The organism is Sorangium sp. So ce1335, assembly GCF_051521615.1.
Classification (GTDB): Bacteria; Myxococcota_A; Polyangia; order Polyangiales; family Polyangiaceae; genus Sorangium.
The window spans coordinates 8,529,631-8,547,708 of the sequence record NZ_CP150363.1 but is presented as its reverse complement, the minus strand read 5'-3'; the positions used below and the strand labels follow the sequence as shown (position 1 = coordinate 8,547,708).

Genomic DNA, 18,078 nt, shown 5'->3' with positions numbered 1-18,078 from the left:
GCGACGACCGCGGCGCCGGATCGGACGCGCAGCGCGGCTCGAAGATCTGAGGAGCTCTCCTTCCCCTGACACAAGCGCACCTTAGCGGATCCGCCCCCGAGCGAGCGAGCCCCCATCGCCCGTGGGCGGAGCGGGTCGCGCCGAGGCGCGCGCCGGAGGGGAGCCCCGGCGCGCGGCGTGCTCGGCGGAGCGTCGCCCGTCGGCCGGGGACGCCGTCAGCGGGCACGGAGAGAGGACGGCGGGCACGGAGAGAGGGCGCCGGCACGATTCCGGCTGCATCGTCTGCGCGGTCGTCACGTCGCAGGCGACGGATGCGGCGCGGGTGAGAGGGGGGCTGTCCAGGTCGTTGCGCTCCGAAGGCTGCCGCCACTAGACTCGCCGGCACCGGGCGTGAGGTCGCCCCCCTCTGCTGACGAGGGTAAAACCACGAGGTTACCTTTCGATGCGACTTATCAGGATGCTGGCAGTGGGGGTGGGGGCCTCCTTCTTGATGGCCATGCCCGCCCTTGCGCAGAGCCCGGGCGGCGCGACGGGCACGACCGGTGCTCCCGCCGCCTCCGCGGCGCCGGCCGCCTCGGCAGCGCCAGCGAAGGCCGCGCAGGCCGCCCCTGCGCCCGCCGCCACGACGGGCGCGCCGGCCGCCGGCACGGGCGCGACGTCCGCGTCGCCGGCCGGCACAGGCGCGACGTCCGCCGGCACCGCCGCGTCGCCGGCCGCCGCGGGCGCGGCGGCGTCGCCCGCCGCGACGGGCGCGCCGGCCTCCGGCACGGCCGGCCCCGCCGCCGCGCCAGCGATGGATGGCCCGACGTACGCGGTGCGGCTGCGCGACCTCGAGCAGCGCATCGATGAGCTCAAGGAGCAGATCCGCCGCAGCCACACCCGGCTCTCGCTCCTCAGCGACACGATCCTCTCCGGCGGCGGCGCCGGCTCGCGCGCCTCGATCAAGTTCAACAACGAGCTCTCGAGCGCGTTCCGCGTGACGCGCGTGCTGATCGTCCTGGATGGCGCCGTCCAGTACAACAAGACCGATCAGTCCGGAGCCCTCGCGGAGCAGTCCGAGATCCCGATCTTCAACGGCTCGGTCCCGCCGGGGGATCACACCCTGCAGGTGCTCGTGAACCTGCAGGGCAACGGCTACGGGGTGTTCTCCTACCTCCGCGGCTACCGCTTCGAGGTGCGCTCGAGCCACTCGTTCACGGCGGTCGAGGGCAAGACGATCAACCTCCAGGCGGTCGCGTTCGAGAAGGGCGGGGTGACGACCCCGCTCGAGGAGCGGCCGGCCGTTCGTTTCGTCGAGAAGATCGTGAGCGGCCTCTCGGATGCTCCTGGGCAGCCGGCCGCCGCCTCGGGTGGCAAGTAGCATCGAGCTCGTTAGGACAAGTCGCCATGACCTGGGACTCCGGATCGCGGGTTATCCCTGCCTTGCTTGGTCTGCTCACGCTGGGCGCGGCGACGACCGCGGCCCCTTCCGCGGCGTGGGCCCTGGACTCCGAGCGCGCCTACACGAGCGCGTCTCAGCAGATCGGCAGCGTCTCCGCCGGGCTGGGCGCCATCCAGGCGGCGATCCAGAAGTCCCGCGGCGAGGAGCGCTCGCCGGCGCAGCGCATCGCGGACGCCCACCTCCTGATGGGCTCCCGGGACTACGAGCGCGCGGCCAACGTGCTGAACCAGGTGGTCGAGAAGTACCCTGATCACCCGACCGCCTTCCCGGACGCGCTGACGCTGCTCGGCGAGACGTACTTCCGCTCGAAGCAGTACCTCTCGGCGCGCCGGGTCTTCCAGCGGATCGTCGCGAGCGGCGCCGAGCCGCGCTTCGCCGCCTACCAGGCGAAGGCGCTCGGCCGGCTCGTGGACATCTGCCTGCGGATCAAGGACTACGACGCCCTCGACGCCGTCTTCGCGTCGATGAACAACGTCCCGTCCGCCGCGGCGGGGAGCGCCCTCTCGTACGCGCGCGGCAAGGGCCTCTACGTGAAGAAGGACTTCGCCGGCGCGAAGGCCGCGCTCGGCGCGGTCGACCCGCAGAGCGAGTACCTCCACCAGGCGAGGTACCTGCTCGGCCTGATCGCGGTGAAGGAGGCGACGCCCCCGCCGGAGCCGCTCAAGGACGACGAGGCGCCCGCGGCGGTGCCCAAGACGCGCTACGTCGCCGCGATCGACCTGTTCCAGCGGGTGACGCAGCTCCCCGCCGACACGCCGGAGCACCGGCGGGTCATCGATCTCGCGTGGCTCGCGATCGGGCGGCTCTTCTACGAGGCCGATCAGTGGGCCCAGGCCGTGCAGGCGTACGGCCACATCGATCGCACCTCGCCCGAGTTCGGGACGATGCTCTACGAGCTCGCCTGGGTGTACGTCCGGCTGGGCGACGTGGATCGCGCCCAGCGGTCGCTCGAGATCCTCGCGATCGCCGAGCCGGACAGCCAGAACATCGCGGACGGCACGTTGCTCCGCGGCGATCTGATGCTCCGCGCCGGCCGCTTCGAGAAGGCGCTGAAGGTGTACGAGGGGGTGCGCGCCACCTACGACCCGATGCGCGCGCGCGTCGACGCCTTCCTCGGCTCGACGAGCGATCCCGCGGTCTACTACGACAAGCTGAGCGAGGAGCAGCTCGAGGCGCTCGACACGAACTCCGCGCTCCCGCCGCTCGCGGTGCAGTGGGCGCGCGAGGCCGAGGACGGCCCGGCGGCGTTCGCGGTGATCGACGACATCAACCAGTGCCGCGAGCTGATCAAGCAGTCCAATGAGCTCATCGAGAAGCTGAACGCCGTGCTCAGCTCGCCCAACCGGGTGCGCGCGTTCCCGGAGCTCAAGGCCGGCGAGGAGAAGGCGCTCTCGCTGCTCAACCGGATCGCGCTGGCGCGCCTCGCGCTCGGCCAGGGCATGGACGACGTGGAGGACGACCCGCTCTCGGGCGAGATCGGGAGCGCGCGCGCGAGGCGCCGCGCGCTCGAGCAGCGCCTCGCGCGCGTGCCCGTCACCGACGCCGACTTCCAGGAGCGCGAGACCCAGGCGCTCCGGCAGTGGAACACCCAGTCGCAGCGCCTCCAGCAGCTCACGCTGCAGATGGACACGCTCCAGGCGACGATCAACGGGCTCCGGCGGGTGCTCCGCGAGGGCCCCCAGGCCGGGGTCGTCCGCGACCCCGCGAGCGTCGCGCGGTTCGAGCAGGAGCTCGCGCAGAACGAGCACGACCTCGCGCTCTACCGCCAGCAGTCGGACGTGCTCCGCCGGCAGATCAGCGCGGGCCGGGTCCAGGTCGGCTTCGGCGATCAGCGCTTCGTCGAGGACGCGCAGGTGCGCAAGGCCCACCGCGACGCGCTGACGCGGGAGGTCGAGCTGGCCGCATCGGGCGCCGGCGGCGCGGATCTCGCGGCGTACGCGCAGCGGCTCCTGCCGGTGCTCCGCTCCGGCGACGCGGCGGACGCCAGGGTCGAGGCGGCGCTCCGCGAGATCGAGGGCGAGGTCGCCCAGAAGTCCGCGGGCCTCCGGCAGATCGTCGGCCGGGAGACGGCGAGCGTCGTGCACTACTCGGTGCAGCTCGAGGCGCTCGACCGCGAGGCGCGCCTCGTCGTCGGCGAGGTCGCGATGAGGAACTTCGGGCTCGTCCGCGACCGGCTGAAGAACATCATCCTCCGCGCCGACGTCGGCATCACCGAGGAGGCGTGGGAGGTCCGCGAGGAGCAGATGACGCGTGTCCGCAGCCTGCAGGTCGAGCGCGCCCGGGAGGATCGGGTCCTCAAGGAGGAGCTCAACGAGGTCCTCGACGACAGCGGCGATCCGGAGGACGAGAAGTGAGCAAGGAGCATGGCGGCGCGAGCGCGCCGCAGATCGCTGACGCGCCGCGCGCGGGGGCGGGGGCGCAGATCCTCGGGCCTGGGGCCGCGCGCACCGCGCTCGACGGCGTTCCGCGCGCAGGGCGCCGGCGCCCGCGCGCGCTCGGGTTCGCCAGCCTTGCCCTGGTGCTGGCGGTCGCGCCGCTGGCGCTCTCCCAGCCGGGCGGCCAGCCGGCGCCCGCGCCGGCGGCCTCCGCCGCCCCTGCGACGGCGCCCAGCGCCACCGCGCCCGGCGCCGCCGCGCCCGCTGCGTCCGGCGCCACCGCGCAGGGCGCAGCGCCTCCCGCGGCGCAGCCTGCGGCCGCCCCTGCGCCTGCCGCGCTTCCGCCGGTGCAGCCCTTCGCGCCCCCCATGGCCGTCGGGCGCAAGCAGGCGCCGCCGCCTCCTCCTCCGACGCCGGCCCAGCTCGCCGCGCTCGCCGCGCTCGAGAAGGAGGCCGCCGCCTACGAGAAGGCGGCCCGCGACTACCGCAGCGCCATCACGCGCATCGTGCAGCACCACTACGAGGACCGGCGCCGCCGCATCCTCTCGGCGCTCGACCGCGAGATCGAGACGGAGCGGAAAGGGCTCCGCGACGCCCGCGAGGAGGCGATCCGCCGGCTCGAGGTGTTCGTCCAGCGCTACAGCGGCCCGAACGCTCACCCCGAGAACACGCCCGACGCCATGTTCCGCCTGGCCGCGCTCTACGAGGAGCGCGCCCGCACGGACACCGACGTGAGCGAGGATCTCAGCGTCGCGCTGCTCCCGGCCATCGCGCTCTACAAGCGCGTCATCAGCGAGTTCCCGCAGTACCGCGAGCTCGCCGGCATCTACTACTACCTCGGCCACGCGCTGAACGACTCCGCGCGGTTCCCCGAGGCGCAGCAGGTGTGGCGCTCGCTCGTGTGCCACAACAAGTACCCGTACCCCGTCGCGCCCGATCCGAAGGATCCGACGCGCGACACCGTCGGCCGGCTCCCCCAGGACCACGACGACGATTACTGGACCGGCTGGGAGGCGCGCCACCCGACGCCGATCGGCTCCACGCCGGGCGGTCGGGCGTTCCAGCCCGCCCGCAGGGCCGGCAGGGGGCAGGCGCCCGTCGTCGAGGACGAGACGACGTACATCAACCCGTACCCCGACGAGTGCCAGCCGATCCCGCAGAAGACGGCGCTCGGCGCCGAGCCCCGCTACATCGCCGAGGTCTGGTGGCAGATCGGCGACTACCACTTCAACGAGATCGACCGCGCCGGCGGCCCGTTCAACTACAACAGGGCGGAGTCCGCGTACCGGCAGTCCATCAAGTACAAGAAGCCGCCCGTCCACGGCGTCGCGATGTACAAGCTCGCCTGGACGTACTTCAAGCAGCAGCGCTACGAGACGTCGGTACGCCAGTTCATCGAGCTGCTCCGCTACACCGACGAGCAGGAGAAGCTGACGGGCGACCCTGGCGCGGATTTCCGGGCGGAAGCGTACACGTACATCGCCGGCTCGCTGACGTACCTCGACTTCGTCGGCCCCGGACCGGACGAGCCCTACATCCCCCGCAACGACGTCCTCGACATCGAGACCGACCCGCGCATCGCCGAGCAGAAGATGCGGGTGGCCATCGAGCGCGTCCAGGATCCCAAGCTGATCCCGCAGGATCAGAAGTGGACGGTCGAGATCTACAAGGCGCTCGCGATGGAGTTCAAGGAGCTCAACCAGTACCGGAACACGGTCGAGGTGAGCGAGATCATCCTCCAGAAGTGGCCGATGCACCGCGACGCGCCCGTCATCCAGAACCAGATCGCGGACATCTACGACACGCTCACGTCGCAGTCGCGCGAGGGCACGGCGGAGCGGGCGCAGAACTCGGCGAAGGCGCTCGAGGCGCGCACGAAGCTCGCCCAGTACGTGGGCATGACCCCGTGGGTGGAGGCCAACAAGGACGATCCCGAGGCGATCCAGACCGCCGAGCGGCTGGTGCGCGGCGGGCTCCGCCGGGCCGCCGCCGATCACACGAACGCGGGCAGCGCCCTCGTGCAGCAGGCGCTCACCGTGAACGAGAAGGAGACGCGCGACCCGATCTTCGAGCGCGCGCTCAGCGAGTACCGCCTCGCCGCGCAGGGCTGGGCCGGCTACCTGGCCCAGGACGAGAACGCCCCCGACGCGTACGAGAGCCGCTACTGGCTCGCCGACGCGCACCACATGATCGTCGTGATCTCGGTGGCGATGGATCGCTCGCCCACGCGCCAGGAGATCGAGCTCTCGAGGAGCACCGCGGTCTCCGTGCGCGACTCGAACGAGGACGACAAGTACCTCCAGCCGGCGGCCTACATGGTCGTCGACACCGCCCACCAGGCGCTCCTCGATCGGCACAAGGTCTTCCAGCGGACGAACGGCGCCGAGGGCATCGAGCCGCGCGAGAAGCTCAAGATCGTCGGCGAGGGCGACGAGCAGCGCGTCGTCTCCGAGCCGCTGCCCCCCGAGGTCCAGGCGGCCGTCGCCGCGCGGGACGAGTACATCCAGCGCGTCCCGCCCGCGCTCGACGCCCCGAAGAACATCGACCTCTACGCGTTCCAGGCGGCCGACTACTACTTCCTGTACGGCCAGTTCGCCGAGGCGCGCAGGCGGCTCGAGCCCATCTACAACACGCAGTGCGGCAAGACGGAGTTCGGCTACAAGGCGTGGGAGCGGCTCACGACGATGTCGAACCTCGAGAACAACGTCGAGCAGAGCCGCAAGCTCGCCGAGGCGGCGCTCACGAGGAGCTGCGCGGTCAGCGAGGAGCAGAAGCTGAAGGAGGGCGACATCGCCCGCCCGACGATCTCCCGCGGCTACTACATCGACGCGGCCCGGGCCTTCGAGAAGGCCGAGAAGATGCCGGACGGCCCGGCGCGCGTCGCCGCATGGCGCGAGGCCGCGGCGCTTTACCGGGTCGCGCTCGAGAAGGCGCCGGCCCGGGACGAGGCGCCGGAGGCCGCCATGAACGGCGCCTACTGCTACAAGCAGGTCGGCGACTACGACCAGGCCATCGAGATGTACTCCCTCTTCATCAAGGAGTATGGCAACGAGGAGAACCTGGCGAAGCTCGAGAAGGGCGACCCGGAGGCGAACCCGCCGAAGAACCCCGATCCGAAGCGCTACGCCGAGCGGGTGAAGTACCTGAAGCAGGCGTACGACGCGCTCTCCGCCGCGTACGTCCTCTTCTTCAACTACCGCAGCGCGGCCGAGACGTACGACACGATCGCGCGCAACACGCGGTTCGAGCAGGCGGCCCGCCGTGACGCGGCCCGCAACTCGGTGCTGCTCTACGCGAACATCGGCGAGCGCGACAAGATGACCGCCGCGCGCGCCACGTTCATGGGCCTGAACCCGCCCCCCGAGCAGAAGGCCGACATCGACTTCCTCGTCGCCTCGGCGGACCTGAAGGCCTGGGACGAGCAAGGGCCCGACGAGGGCCCGAACCGCGCCGCGCGCACCAAGGCGATGCAGTCGATGGAGGCCTACTACGCGGCCAACAAGAACAACCCGGCCGCGAGCGCGTACGTCGTCCAGGCGGCGTACCACGCCTCCAAGGCGCGCGCGGCCGCCGCCGACCCCAGGGCGCGCGAGTGGTGCAGGAACACCATGACGGCGTTCACGTCGTTCCGGAACTCGGCGGCCGCGGACAAGGCGAAGGCGCTCGGCTCGGTGCAGGCCGACATGGCGGCGGAGTGCGCCTACAAGGCCATCGACGACCGCATCAAGGCCGAGTTCGACTACGACACGGGGCACCACCGCTACGAGGGCGTCATCGATCAGGTGAAGCGCGCCTTCGAGGCCGACATCAAGAAGGCCAACGACCGGTACTGGAAGGAGCTCCAGGAGGTCATCACCGCGTACGAGTCGCGGCCGTGGTCCGCGGCCGCGCGCGCGCGGCAGGGGTCGCTCTACGACTCCTGCCGGACGGGCCTCTACAACGCCCGCCCGCCGGGCCTCCGGCTCTACACGGACAAGGAAGAGAAGCTGCTCAAGCTCGCCGAGACGAGCGACCGCGAGGACCTCCAGGAGACGGCCGACGCGCTCCGCCAGAACCGGCGCGAGCAGTGGCGCGCCGCGCGCGAGCGGCTCCTCAACGACGCCGACATGGCGATGGTGAAGTTCTACGTCGAGTCCGTCGTCTGGGCGAAGGCGTGGAAGGTCCGGAGCCCGGCCGTGGACCACGCGATCCAGCGGCTCGCGTTCTTCACGGACATCCTCGGCGACGCCAAGCTCCGCGAGTGGAGCCAGGGGATCATCGACCCCGAGACGAAGCGCCCGTTCGAGTACAAGGACGGCATCTTCCTCCGGACGCGGCCCGGCATGACCCCGCCGCTCGCGCCCGACGGCCTCCCCCTTCCCCTGCCGGTCGTTCCATGAAGCGCCGCCTCCCTGTCACGCTCCTCGCCTGCCTGCTCGCGGCCCTGTCGCCGTTCGCCCTCGCGTCCTGCGGCGAGGAGGCGACGCCGCCGCCCAAGGCGCCCACCCGCCCGGCGGCCCCTCCCGGTGCGGCCCAGCCCTTCCAGGCGCCGTACGGCATGACCGACGCCCCGAGCTCGGCGCGGCCGTACGATCAGCCCGCGCAGGCGGCGCACCCCGCGATGAACGCCCGGGCGGCGGCGCTCTACCAGAGCGGCCTCCAGGCGTTCGCGAACGGCGACCTCGCCAACGCGAGGGCGCTGTTCGGGCAGGCGACGCAGGCCGATCCGCGCGCCCACCAGGCCTTCTACTCGCTCGGCGTGGTGCAGGAGCGGCTGCGCGACCCGGGCGCGGGCGCGAGCTACCGCCAGGCGTTCACGATCGTGCCCGACTACGAGCCCGCGATCATCGCGTACGCGATGCTCCTCGCCAGGAAGGACCAGCTCGGCGAGGCCGAGCGGCTCCTCAACGAGAAGCGCGGCCAGATGCCGAAGTCCGCGGCCGTCACGGCGACGCTCGCGGAGATCAAGTCGCTCCAGAGGGACACCGGCTCGGCCCAGCGGCTCGCGCAGGAGGCGCTCAAGATCAACCCGGACTACCGGCCGGCGATGGTCATCATCGCCCGCGATCACTACAGGAACCGGCGCCTCGACCTCGCCCTGTACGCGCTCCAGGCGATCCTGGACGGGTTCGAGCCTGTCAGCGAGAACCCGCCGCGCGACAGGGACAACGCCGAGGCGCTGCTGCTCCGTGGCCTCATCTACCGGGAGCAGGGGCAGCGCGCGGCGGCGATCGAGGAGTTCCGCAAGGCGGTGGCGCGCCGCCCCGATCTCGTCGAGGCGCGGGTGCAGCTCGCGACGTACCTGCTCGAGGCGGGCAACGCCCAGGAGGCGCTGCCGCTCCTGGAGGGCGCGGTCCGGTTCGACGCCGAGCACCTCGCCGCGCACCTCAACCTCGGGGACGCCTACCGCCTGCTCGATCGCTACGCCGACGCGAAGCGCGAGTTCGACTGGGTCCTCGCCCGCAACCCGAACCTGCCGCAGGTCCACTACGACCTCGGCCTGCTCTACCTGTTCGCCCCCAGCATCCCCGGCATGACGCCGAAGCAGCAGGTGGCCGAGGCGATCAAATCCCTGACGAGGTTCCAGGAGCTGCGCAACAAGGGCCAGCGCGACGACTCGGAGGAGCTCCTGAACCGCGCCAAGCTCAAGGAGGGCGAGCTCAACGCGGCTGCCGCCGCAGCGCAGCCCGCGGCGCCTCCTCCTGCTGCCCAGGCCGACGGGGGCGTCGCCGACGCCGCGACCGACACGTGAGGGAGACCATGAGCATGTACAAGGCACTTGCGCTCGGTTCGGTCCTGCTCGCGATCCTCTGCCACGGCGAGCGCGCTGGCGCGCAGGAGAAGGGAAAGCAGCGCGGGGTCATCACGCTCGCGGAGGTGACGATCACCGGCCGCATCCAGAAGCCCATCGCGGCCGTCGACGTGAGCCGGATCCAGCCGAAGCTCACGCTCGCCGAGCTGCGCCAGCCGTTCCTCGACCGCATCGAGCAGGCGATCTTCAAGGAGCCGTTCTAGCGCCGCGCGCCGGAGATCCTGCCGGATCTCTGGCCGCCGTCCCTCGCCCCGGAGCCTCGCCGCGCGCGCCCTGTCCCCGTGTCCGCCGTGCTCTTCATCGCGCTGTCGCTCGCGGCGAGCGGCGCCTGCGCCGCTGTCTCGTGGCGGCACCCGGCGCAGGTCGCGGCGGCCACCGGCGGGGACCTGACGGCGCTCGCGCGCTCGCTCCGCGCGCTCCCCGTCGAGGCGCGGCTCGCCGAGCTGGCGAGGCGGTCGCCGCCGGGGAGCTGGGAGCACCGGCTCGCCAACGAGCTCCTGTCCGCTGCCGGCCCTCGCGCGCGGGTCGCGGCGACGAACGATCTCCTCGTCGAGATCGAGCAGCGGCTCGACGTCGGCGCGGGGTGGCCGCGCGCCGCGGCGCGCCTGTCGGCGCTCGTCGCGCTGCTCCTCGCCACGCTCGCCTTCCTCGCAAAGGCCGGGCCCTCCGTCGTCGCGCTCGTCCTCGGCGCGGGCGCCGCCGGCGCGATCGCGTCCGCGGCGGCGGGGCGCGCCGGCCGCGCCGCCGCCTCCCGCAAGCGCGAGGCGATCGACGCGCTCGTCGACGCGGTCCTGGGGCCGCTCGACGCCGCCGCCAGGGCGCCCTCCGCATCGCCTCGACGTCCGCGCCGCGGGTCCGCGTCCGCGTCGCGCTGAGCGCCGGCGCGCCGGCGCGCTCTCCTGGACCGCCCGTGCGTGTGCGTGTACCCTCGCGGGCTGTGGTGCCCACCGCTGCGCAGCGCGTTGTCCGCGGGTCGAATCCCGGGACCTGCCTGACCCCGGAGCGCGGCTCCGGCCGCCGGGCGCGCGCGGCGTCGATCCCTGCCTCGTCCCCCCTCGCCCGGAGTCCTTCGGAATGACCCAGCAGCCCCCGCTCCCCACCCCGTCGCGCCCCGGGCAGCCCGGGCAGATGACCGCGGTCATGCGGGCGGTCGCACCGGTGACCGGCCCCAAGGTCCTCAGGATCGGCCTGGTTCAGGGGGGGAAGGTGATCGAGGAGCGCGTCATCAAGCAGCGCACCCACGTCACCATCGGCCCCAGCGAAAAGAGCCTGTTCGTCATCCCGAGCAAGAGCATTCCGCCGAGCTTTCGGCTGTTCGAGCTCGTGGGGGGCGAGTACTTCCTCAATTTCCTCGACGGGATGACGGGCCGGGTCGCCTTCAAAGCCGGCGTCTCGGAGCTCGCCGCGCTCAAGGGGTCGGCCAAGCGCGTGCCGGCGGGCAACGCGCAGGCCTATCAGATCCAGCTCAGCGAGGAGGCGCGCGGCAAGATCGTCGTCGGCGAGACGACGTTCCTCTTCCAGTTCGTCGCGCCGCCGCCGGTCCAGCCCAAGCCGCAGCTACCCGTCTCGGTGAGGACGGGCATCGCGAGCGACATCGACTGGACGACGACGATCATCGCGGCGTTCTCGTTCCTGTTCCACTTCGGCGCCGTGGGCTCGATCTACTCCGACTGGATGGACCCGGTCGTCGACGACGAGGTCGACGTCGCGCAGCTCCTCGAGTCCGTGAAGCAGCTCCCGCCGCCGCCGGTGATCGAGCAGCCGAAGGAGAACCCCGACGCGCCGGCCGCGACCGCGGCGCCCGTCGCCGAGGCGCCGAAGGCCCCGAGCGGCGGCGGGAACAAGGGCGCGGCCGCGGGCCCGGCGAAGGGGGGCTCCGGCGGGATGAACGACGCCCGCGCGGCGGCGCTCACCAACGAGCTCGCGCAGCTCGACATGCAGATGCTCGGCGCGCTCAATTCGAGCGGGAACGCGACCGCCAGCGTCCTGAGCTCGGGCGACGTGCCGACCGGCCTCCTCGAGAACGCGGCCGCCTCCGGCTCCGGCGTCGGAAAGGGCGGGGTCGCTGGGCTGAACATGGGCGGCTCCGGCGGGGGCACGGTGCGCCCCGGAGCGGCCGGCGGGGGCGGCCTCGCGACCATCGGCAACACGGGGACCAGCGGCCCTGCGACCGCCGGCTCGGCCGAGAAGGTCAGGGGACCGGTGGGCAACGCCCAGGTCGGCGGCCCCGCGGTGGCTGGCGGAAGCGTCTCCAACGCGCCCTCCGTCGTGGCCGGGATGACCGCCGGATTCCGTCGTTGCTACAATAAGGGGCTCCAGGAAGACCCGGGCATGAAGGGCTCGGTGCGGATCACCGCGAAGATCGGCCCGAACGGCGAGGTGATGTCCGCTACCCCCTCCGGCGGCTCCGGCCTCTCCGGGACGGTGGTCTCCTGTGTTGTCGCGCGCGTCCAGAGCGCGCAGTTCGCGCCGCCCGAGGGGGGCGGCGCGACCGTGGTGATTCCTGTCACGTTCGTGAGCCAGTAGCTCCGATCGCACCTGAATCCGTGATCCAAAGCGCAATGCTGCCTCTTCGCCCAGGGGTGAATGGCGTGCCGGCGCCGCGCATCCAACCAGAAGAACGCCGTACGGGGCTGCCCGACGGCGAGTTACGGCCTCTCGGCACGCTCGTTGCGTTTTGACAATTACGTCTGCCCGCATTTATACTCCGCGGGCCTGACTTTCGGAGGCTTCGATGAAGCGCGAACAGATCCCCGGCTTTGCAGCAGTAGCGCTGATCTCTGTCGTGGTCGGCCACGGCATCGCTGCTGCACAGGCGCAGACGGCGCCTCCGCCGGACGCGTCCGCTGGCCTCGCGCGGCAGGTGAACCTGTCCCCGGCGGAGCAGCTCGCGCAGAGCGAGACCTTCCTCGCCCGGATGGACGGGGCCCGCACGTCGGTTCGTCGGCAGCTCGAGACGGCCCGTTCGCAGCGCGACGTCGTGAAGACGCTCTGCCTCAACGACAAGTTGAATCAGATCGACGTCGCCATCCGCTCCGCCCGCGAGCGGCGGCAGGGGCTGGAGCTCGCCGTGAACCGGCGTGACGCCGACCTCTCCAACCATGAGTTCACGATCCTGACGGTGCTGCGCCAGCGGGCCGAGCAGCTGACGGCGGAGGCCAACCAGTGCATCGGCCAGGAAGCGGGGTTCATCGGCGACAGCGCCGTCACCTCGACGATCGATCCGAACCTCCCCAAGGATGATCCCTCCGAGTACCCCGTCAGCCAGATCATCATCGAGCCGCCTGCGTGCAGTAGCTGTTTTCGGTAGGCGACCGCCTCTCTCGGATTGCCACTGCCCATTAGGCGATGAAACTTCGTGAAACCATAGCCGCTGCCGTAATCACAATCACCCTGTCCCCGGCGTTGGCGATGGCGCAAGACCAGCCATGGCTCAAGGATCGCCGCTACACCGAGGGCATCGGCATACGGGCTGGTGATCTCGAGCTCCACCCGGGGGTCGCGGCGGAGTTCGGCTATGACTCGAACTTCTTTCGCAGGGCCGAGGAGGACAGGGCCGGCGGTGACGACATCGGGCCGGTCGGCTCGTTGCGGCTCCGGATCACGCCGTCGTTCTCGCTCTCGACGCTCAGCCAGCAGCGCCAGGAGGTGACGCCCGACGCGCCGCCGCCGGACGTCGAGTTCCGCGGCGGCATCTCCGCGACCTACGAGGAGTTCTTCCCGGTCTCCGGCACGGAGACGGGGCGAGACCGGCTGAGCGAGCAACGGAACGTGGGCGGCCTGCTCGACGCCAACCTGACGATCCTGCCCCGGCGCCCATGGTCCGCGATCCTCGATGCGTCGGTCGGCAGGACGATCGCCTCCTCCGATCTCGGGATCTCCAACCAGAGCTTCCGGCGCATCCACGCTGACGCGGGCGCAGAGCTGGTATGGACGCCGGGAGGAGGGCTGTTCGACTGGCGGCTGGGATATCGCTTCCTGGGCACGTTCTTCGAGGTCGATGAATACGACGGTCTGACGAACCTGCAGCACATGATCCGGACGCGGGGCCGCTGGCGCTTCCTGCCGCGCACCGCGCTGATCTACGACGCCTCGCTGGGGTTCGTCGATTACCCGAACCCGACCTCCCAGCAGTCCTCTCATCCGCTGCGCGCGCAGCTCGGGATCAACGGCCTCGTGACATCGTCGTTCGGCCTGCTCGCGATGGCGGGCTGGGGCGCGAGCTTCTACACGCCGGAGAACGACGCGTCCGTCGTCCACGACTTCGATAGCGTCATCGGCCAGTTCGAGCTGAAGTGGTTCCTGACGCCGAACCCGGGGACGGATCCTGCGGCGGCGACGCTCGCGCTCTCCTCGCTCTCTGCGGGCTTCACGCGCGATTTTCACGACAGCTTCCTCTGGAGCTACTACGAGCGCAACCGTGGTTACCTCAAGCTGACTTACTTCTTCGGCGGGCGTTTCCTGCTGATCGCCGACGGCGGCGTGGCGGCCCACGTGTATCCCGGGATCCCGGCGAACTCGGGGAACGTCCTCGCCCCCGAGGAGCCGTGGACGGACGTCCGTATCGATGCCTCCCTGTTTGGCGAGTACCGGATAGGGGACTCCCTGGGGATCAACTCGACCCTGCGGTACGGCAACAACGTCAGCAGCACCGGCCTGGTGCTCCGCAACGCGACGGGCGCGGACGCCGTGGAGAACTATCTCGGGTGGCAGCAGTTCGAGGCCTACCTGGGCGTGCGCTGGTTCATGTGATGAGGCGCTCTCGTCCGTGGCTTGCCACCCTGCTCGCGCTGGCGATCGCCGCCTGCTCGTCGCGTCAGCCCGGACCAGTGAACCTCCCCCCGCCCGTGGAGGCGACGACCATCGGCGTCGGGGACGTCTTCGAGCTCCGCATCGTCGGGGAAGACAAGCTGCCCTCGACGTTCACCGTCGCGCCGGACGGCACCGTCGACTTCCCCTACGTGAAGCGGCTCAAGGTCGCGGGCCTCGAGCCGCAGGAGGTGGCGGAGCTCGTGCGCGCCAAGCTCATGGAGGGGCAGGTCCTCACGGACCCGAGCGTGAGCGTGAGCATCCGCGAGTACAACTCGAAGCGGGTGGAGGTGCTCGGTGAGGTGCAGAAGCCAGGATCCCTGCCGCTTCAGCCCGGCATGACGCTGCTCCGCGCCATCTCGATGGCGGGAGGCTTCAACAGCATCGCGGACAAGGATCGCGTCACGATCCGCAGGAAGTCCCAGGGCAAGACCGTGTTCGCGACGGTCTCGGTCGAGGACATCATCGACAACAAGATCCCCGACGTCCCGCTCCAGGCAGGGGACTCGATCAACGTCGCCCAGCGCGTCTTCTGAGCGGACGCGCTGAGCGACCGCGCGCCGGTCCGCCGCCTCCCCCGGGGCGGCGCGCGGCGCTTAATTTTTTCGGGTAAGACGGAACTGCTTCTTGCCGGTGGCCGGATCCACGGTGGGGGGCTCGACGCGGAGCATCGTCAGCGAGACCTCGCGCACGCGGCCGTCGCGCTCCTGGCGGAGTCGGATCCGCTCGCCGTCGGAGCTGATCACGATGCACTCGCCGAAGTGGAAGTGGGTCACGCTGTCGCCCACTTCAGGGTAGGTCTCCTCCTCCTGGCGACGACGGACCGGGCGCTGCGGCAGCGGCACGGCGGCGGGCTCCATGGTGGAGGTCGCAGGCACGGCGCGCGGCGGCTCCGCGACCGGCGGCGGCGCGCGGGGCGGCTCCGCGGCCGGCGTCGGAGGCGCCATGCGGGGCGGCTCCGGGGCTGGAGGCGCGGCGGCTGGAGGCGCAGCGCGGGGCGGCTCCGCGGCCGGCGTCGGAGGCGCCGTGCGGGCGGGCTCGCTCGCGATCGCGGGGAGGGTCGTCGACTGGGCCGCGAGCTGCATGAGGCCCGTCCGCTCGTCGAAGGTCCGCACGAGCGGCAGGTCGTCGAACACCGTGACACGGAGCTCGAGCCCGTAGACCCGCGCCCACACCAGCTCGCCGGCGGCGAGCTGGAGGCCGACGCCGGACTCGCGGGCGAGCGTGGCCGACAGGCGCAGCGACGTCTCGCCCTGCTGGACGGCGATGCTCCCCGAGAGCGCCGCGACGTCGCACGGGCCGTCGAGGACCCGCGTCTTCGCGTGGGCGCGGGAGGCTTGATCGAACAGCGCGATCTCCGCTTGCTCGAGCGAGCCTACCCCCTCGATCCAGCCGGCGCGGGCCTCGGCCTCGTCGAGGGCGCGCACCAGCGCGGCGGGGAGCTCCTCGCCTCGATCGAGGCGGATGATCAGATGACGGGCACGGCGTGCCTCGAGAACGTTCATCGCAGTTTCTTCTCTCCGGTCGTCGAGGAGGCTGTGCCCGGCGCGCGGGGGTCCTTTTCCGCGCGCCGAGCACGGGTCGCCGTCACCTCGATCTGGGGCGCGCCAGGCGCGCGCCGAGCCGATGTGTCGCCAGCGGCGGCCGTGATCCGGTCCGCCGGGAACCCTGCGCTCGCGAGGAGCTCCTTCACCGCGCTCGCGCGCGCGTCGGCGAGCTCGAGCCCGCGCGCCGACGCATCGCCCTGACGGTCGGGATAGGCCTCCACGATGATCACGTCGAGCGGCATGCGCCCGCGCAGGAGCTGGGCGATCATGCCGAGCTGCGCCGCCAGCGCCGGCGTCACGCGCGCGCTCCCCGCAGGGAAGCGGGCCAGGCCGTCGAGGACGACCCGATCGCCGGACCACCGCGGAAGGGACCTGCCGTTCGGCTCAGGGCAGCCGTCGGCGTCGCTCGTCCCGTCGATCGTCTCGGCGGTCACCGGGCACGCGTCGGCCGCGTCGGCCACGCCGTCCTCGTCGTTGTCGGGATCGGGGCAGCCGTCGTCGTCCTGGAAGCCGTCGTGATCCTCGGCCTCGCCCGGGCACCGGTCGCTGCCGTCGGGCACCTGATCGATGTCGTTGTCGGGATCGGGGCAGCCGTCGTCGTCCTTGAAGCCGTCGGCGTCCTCCGCGCCGTTCGGGCACGTGTCGCGCGCGTCGGGGATCCCGTCGCCGTCGTTGTCGGGATCGGGGCAGCCGTCGCTGTCCTGGAAGCCGTCGCGGTCCTCCGCGGCGTTCCGGCAGGCGTCGCCGTCGTCCGGCACGCCGTCGCTGTCGTCGTCGGCGTCGGGGCAGCCGTCGCCGTCCTGGAAGCCGTCGATCGTCTCGCGCTCGTCCCGGCACCGGTCCCGCGCGTCGGGGATCCGGTCGCCGTCGTTGTCGGGATCGGGGCAGCCGTCGCCGTCCTGAAAGCCGTCGCGATCCTCGGCGACGAGCGGGCACTGATCGTCGCGGTCCTCGACGCCGTCCGCGTCCCGGTCGCGCCCCGTCGGCGCGTAGCGGAGCCCCAGGTTGAAGCGGAAGCGCGGCGCGGTGAGCACGGGCTTCGAGGCGAGCGGGATGGATCCCCCGCCGCCCGCGGTCAGCGAGACGTCGCCGGCGAGCAGCGGGGCGGTCGTGGCCGAGAGGATCCACTCCGCCGGTACGGGCGCCGCGCCGCCGGCGGGCTGGTCGGCCAGCGTGTAGAGGGCGAACGCCTCGGCGGAGGCCGTGAGCCAGCGGTCCGGGAGCACGTCGACCGCGGCGCCGAGGGCGCCGAGGAGCTGCGAGCCGATCGCGGTGCGCACCAGCGTGCTCGAGCCACGGAGCCGGGCCCCCACCTCGGTCGCGAGCCTGAGCTTGCCGAGCTGGTATGCCGCGGCGGCGCTCGGCGCGAACGTCACCGTCCCGGCGCTGGCGAACGCGGTCTCGTCGCCGGTGGGCAAGCCGAGCTCCAGGCGGGCGGCGAGCGAGAAGCCGTCCAGCGGGCCGCGCTGCGGCGGCGGCACGATCGCGAGCGCGGCGCCCACGCGCGCGTCGCGCAGGACGCTGCGCGGCAGCGCCGGGTCGGTGCCGAGGACGTCGGAGAAGCCCGAGCCGTCCTGGTACAGGGTGACCGGCGCGGCGATCGTGACCTCGAGGCGATCCGTGAGCCCGAGCGACCACAGGAACGTCGCGTCGAGCACGTCGTCCAGCACATGGACGATCGTCCCTTCGGGGTCGGGCGACTCGACGCGCAGGCCCACCGGCCGCGACAGGTAGCTCGCCACGAGCCCGAACGACGCCCTCGCGCTCGGCGCCGTCGCCGTGCTCCCCACGGCGAAGAAGGGGCCGGCGCCCGCGTGAGGCCAGAGGTTGTCGGCGTCGATGCAGCCCGACAGCCCGCTTGCCGGGGCGCACTCGTCCGCGCGCGCCGGCGCAGGGAGGGAGAGCGCCATGGAGACGCCAGCGGCCACCAGCAGCGGGAGGCTTGATCGTGCCGGCACCCTCCAGTTGGCGCGCATCGCGCCCGACCCTCTACTACTGCCGGGGGGAGAGTCAAAACAGCAATCGTCTCGGCACGATCCGGGAGGCGCCCGGGGCCCGGGCGCACGCCGCGTTCCGCGGTCGGTTCCGCGCCGTGCTAGGACCACGCCCGGCCGG

Annotated in this window: 12 protein-coding genes; 10 read left to right on the top strand and 2 right to left on the bottom strand. The window is 72.0% G+C overall.

What is annotated here, in order from left to right; all coding sequences use genetic code 11:
• Positions 1-442: 442 nt before the first annotated feature.
• The 10 genes from WMF24_RS31550 (at position 443) to WMF24_RS31505 (ending at position 14,952) form a co-directional block, all read left to right on the top strand.
• Positions 443-1,360 carry a hypothetical protein gene (locus WMF24_RS31550; RefSeq protein ID WP_437731128.1) on the top strand — a complete coding sequence of 306 codons (918 nt, stop codon included), beginning with the start codon at positions 443-445 and terminating at the stop codon, positions 1,358-1,360.
• 26 nt (positions 1,361-1,386) lie between these two features.
• On the top strand, positions 1,387-3,795 hold the full coding sequence (locus WMF24_RS31545) for a tetratricopeptide repeat protein (protein ID WP_437731127.1): 2,409 nt from the start codon (positions 1,387-1,389) through the stop codon (positions 3,793-3,795).
• On the top strand, positions 3,792-8,195 hold the full coding sequence (locus WMF24_RS31540; RefSeq protein ID WP_437731126.1) for a tetratricopeptide repeat protein: 4,404 nt from the start codon (positions 3,792-3,794) through the stop codon (positions 8,193-8,195). The genes WMF24_RS31545 and WMF24_RS31540 overlap by 4 nt, the downstream gene beginning before the upstream one ends.
• On the top strand, positions 8,192-9,547 hold the full coding sequence (locus tag WMF24_RS31535; RefSeq protein WP_437731125.1) for a tetratricopeptide repeat protein: 1,356 nt from the start codon (positions 8,192-8,194) through the stop codon (positions 9,545-9,547). The genes WMF24_RS31540 and WMF24_RS31535 overlap by 4 nt, the downstream gene beginning before the upstream one ends.
• A 14-nt stretch (positions 9,548-9,561) precedes the next feature.
• The gene (locus tag WMF24_RS31530) at positions 9,562-9,810 is read left to right on the top strand and encodes a hypothetical protein (protein WP_436621872.1); all 249 of its coding nucleotides are present in this window, start codon (positions 9,562-9,564) and stop codon (positions 9,808-9,810) included.
• A gap of 78 nt (positions 9,811-9,888) precedes the next feature.
• On the top strand, positions 9,889-10,482 hold the full coding sequence (locus WMF24_RS31525; protein WP_437731124.1) for a hypothetical protein: 594 nt from the start codon (positions 9,889-9,891) through the stop codon (positions 10,480-10,482).
• A 199-nt stretch (positions 10,483-10,681) separates the two neighbouring features.
• Positions 10,682-12,133: an AgmX/PglI C-terminal domain-containing protein gene (locus WMF24_RS31520; RefSeq protein WP_437731123.1), complete on the top strand. Its 1,452-nt coding sequence runs from the start codon at positions 10,682-10,684 to the stop codon at positions 12,131-12,133.
• A gap of 208 nt (positions 12,134-12,341) precedes the next feature.
• Positions 12,342-12,917, top strand: coding sequence for a hypothetical protein (locus WMF24_RS31515; protein WP_437731122.1), 576 nt, complete (start codon positions 12,342-12,344; stop codon positions 12,915-12,917).
• A gap of 101 nt (positions 12,918-13,018) precedes the next feature.
• A complete protein-coding gene (locus tag WMF24_RS31510) occupies positions 13,019-14,359 on the top strand; it encodes a hypothetical protein (protein ID WP_437731121.1) in 1,341 nt (446 codons plus the stop codon).
• Positions 14,359-14,952 carry a polysaccharide biosynthesis/export family protein gene (locus WMF24_RS31505; protein ID WP_437731120.1) on the top strand — a complete coding sequence of 198 codons (594 nt, stop codon included), beginning with the start codon at positions 14,359-14,361 and terminating at the stop codon, positions 14,950-14,952. Before WMF24_RS31510 ends, WMF24_RS31505 begins: the two co-directional genes overlap by 1 nt.
• Positions 14,953-15,012: 60 nt before the next feature.
• Here WMF24_RS31505 and WMF24_RS31500 read toward each other — a convergent pair whose 3' ends face one another.
• Both WMF24_RS31500 and WMF24_RS31495 read right to left on the bottom strand, forming a co-directional pair.
• A complete protein-coding gene (locus WMF24_RS31500) occupies positions 15,013-15,921 on the bottom strand; it encodes a PPC domain-containing DNA-binding protein (protein ID WP_437731119.1) in 909 nt (302 codons plus the stop codon).
• Positions 15,918-17,939, bottom strand: coding sequence for an OmpA family protein (locus tag WMF24_RS31495; protein ID WP_437731118.1), 2,022 nt, complete (start codon positions 17,937-17,939; stop codon positions 15,918-15,920). The genes WMF24_RS31500 and WMF24_RS31495 overlap by 4 nt, the downstream gene beginning before the upstream one ends.
• Between the last annotated feature and the right edge of the window lie 139 nt (positions 17,940-18,078).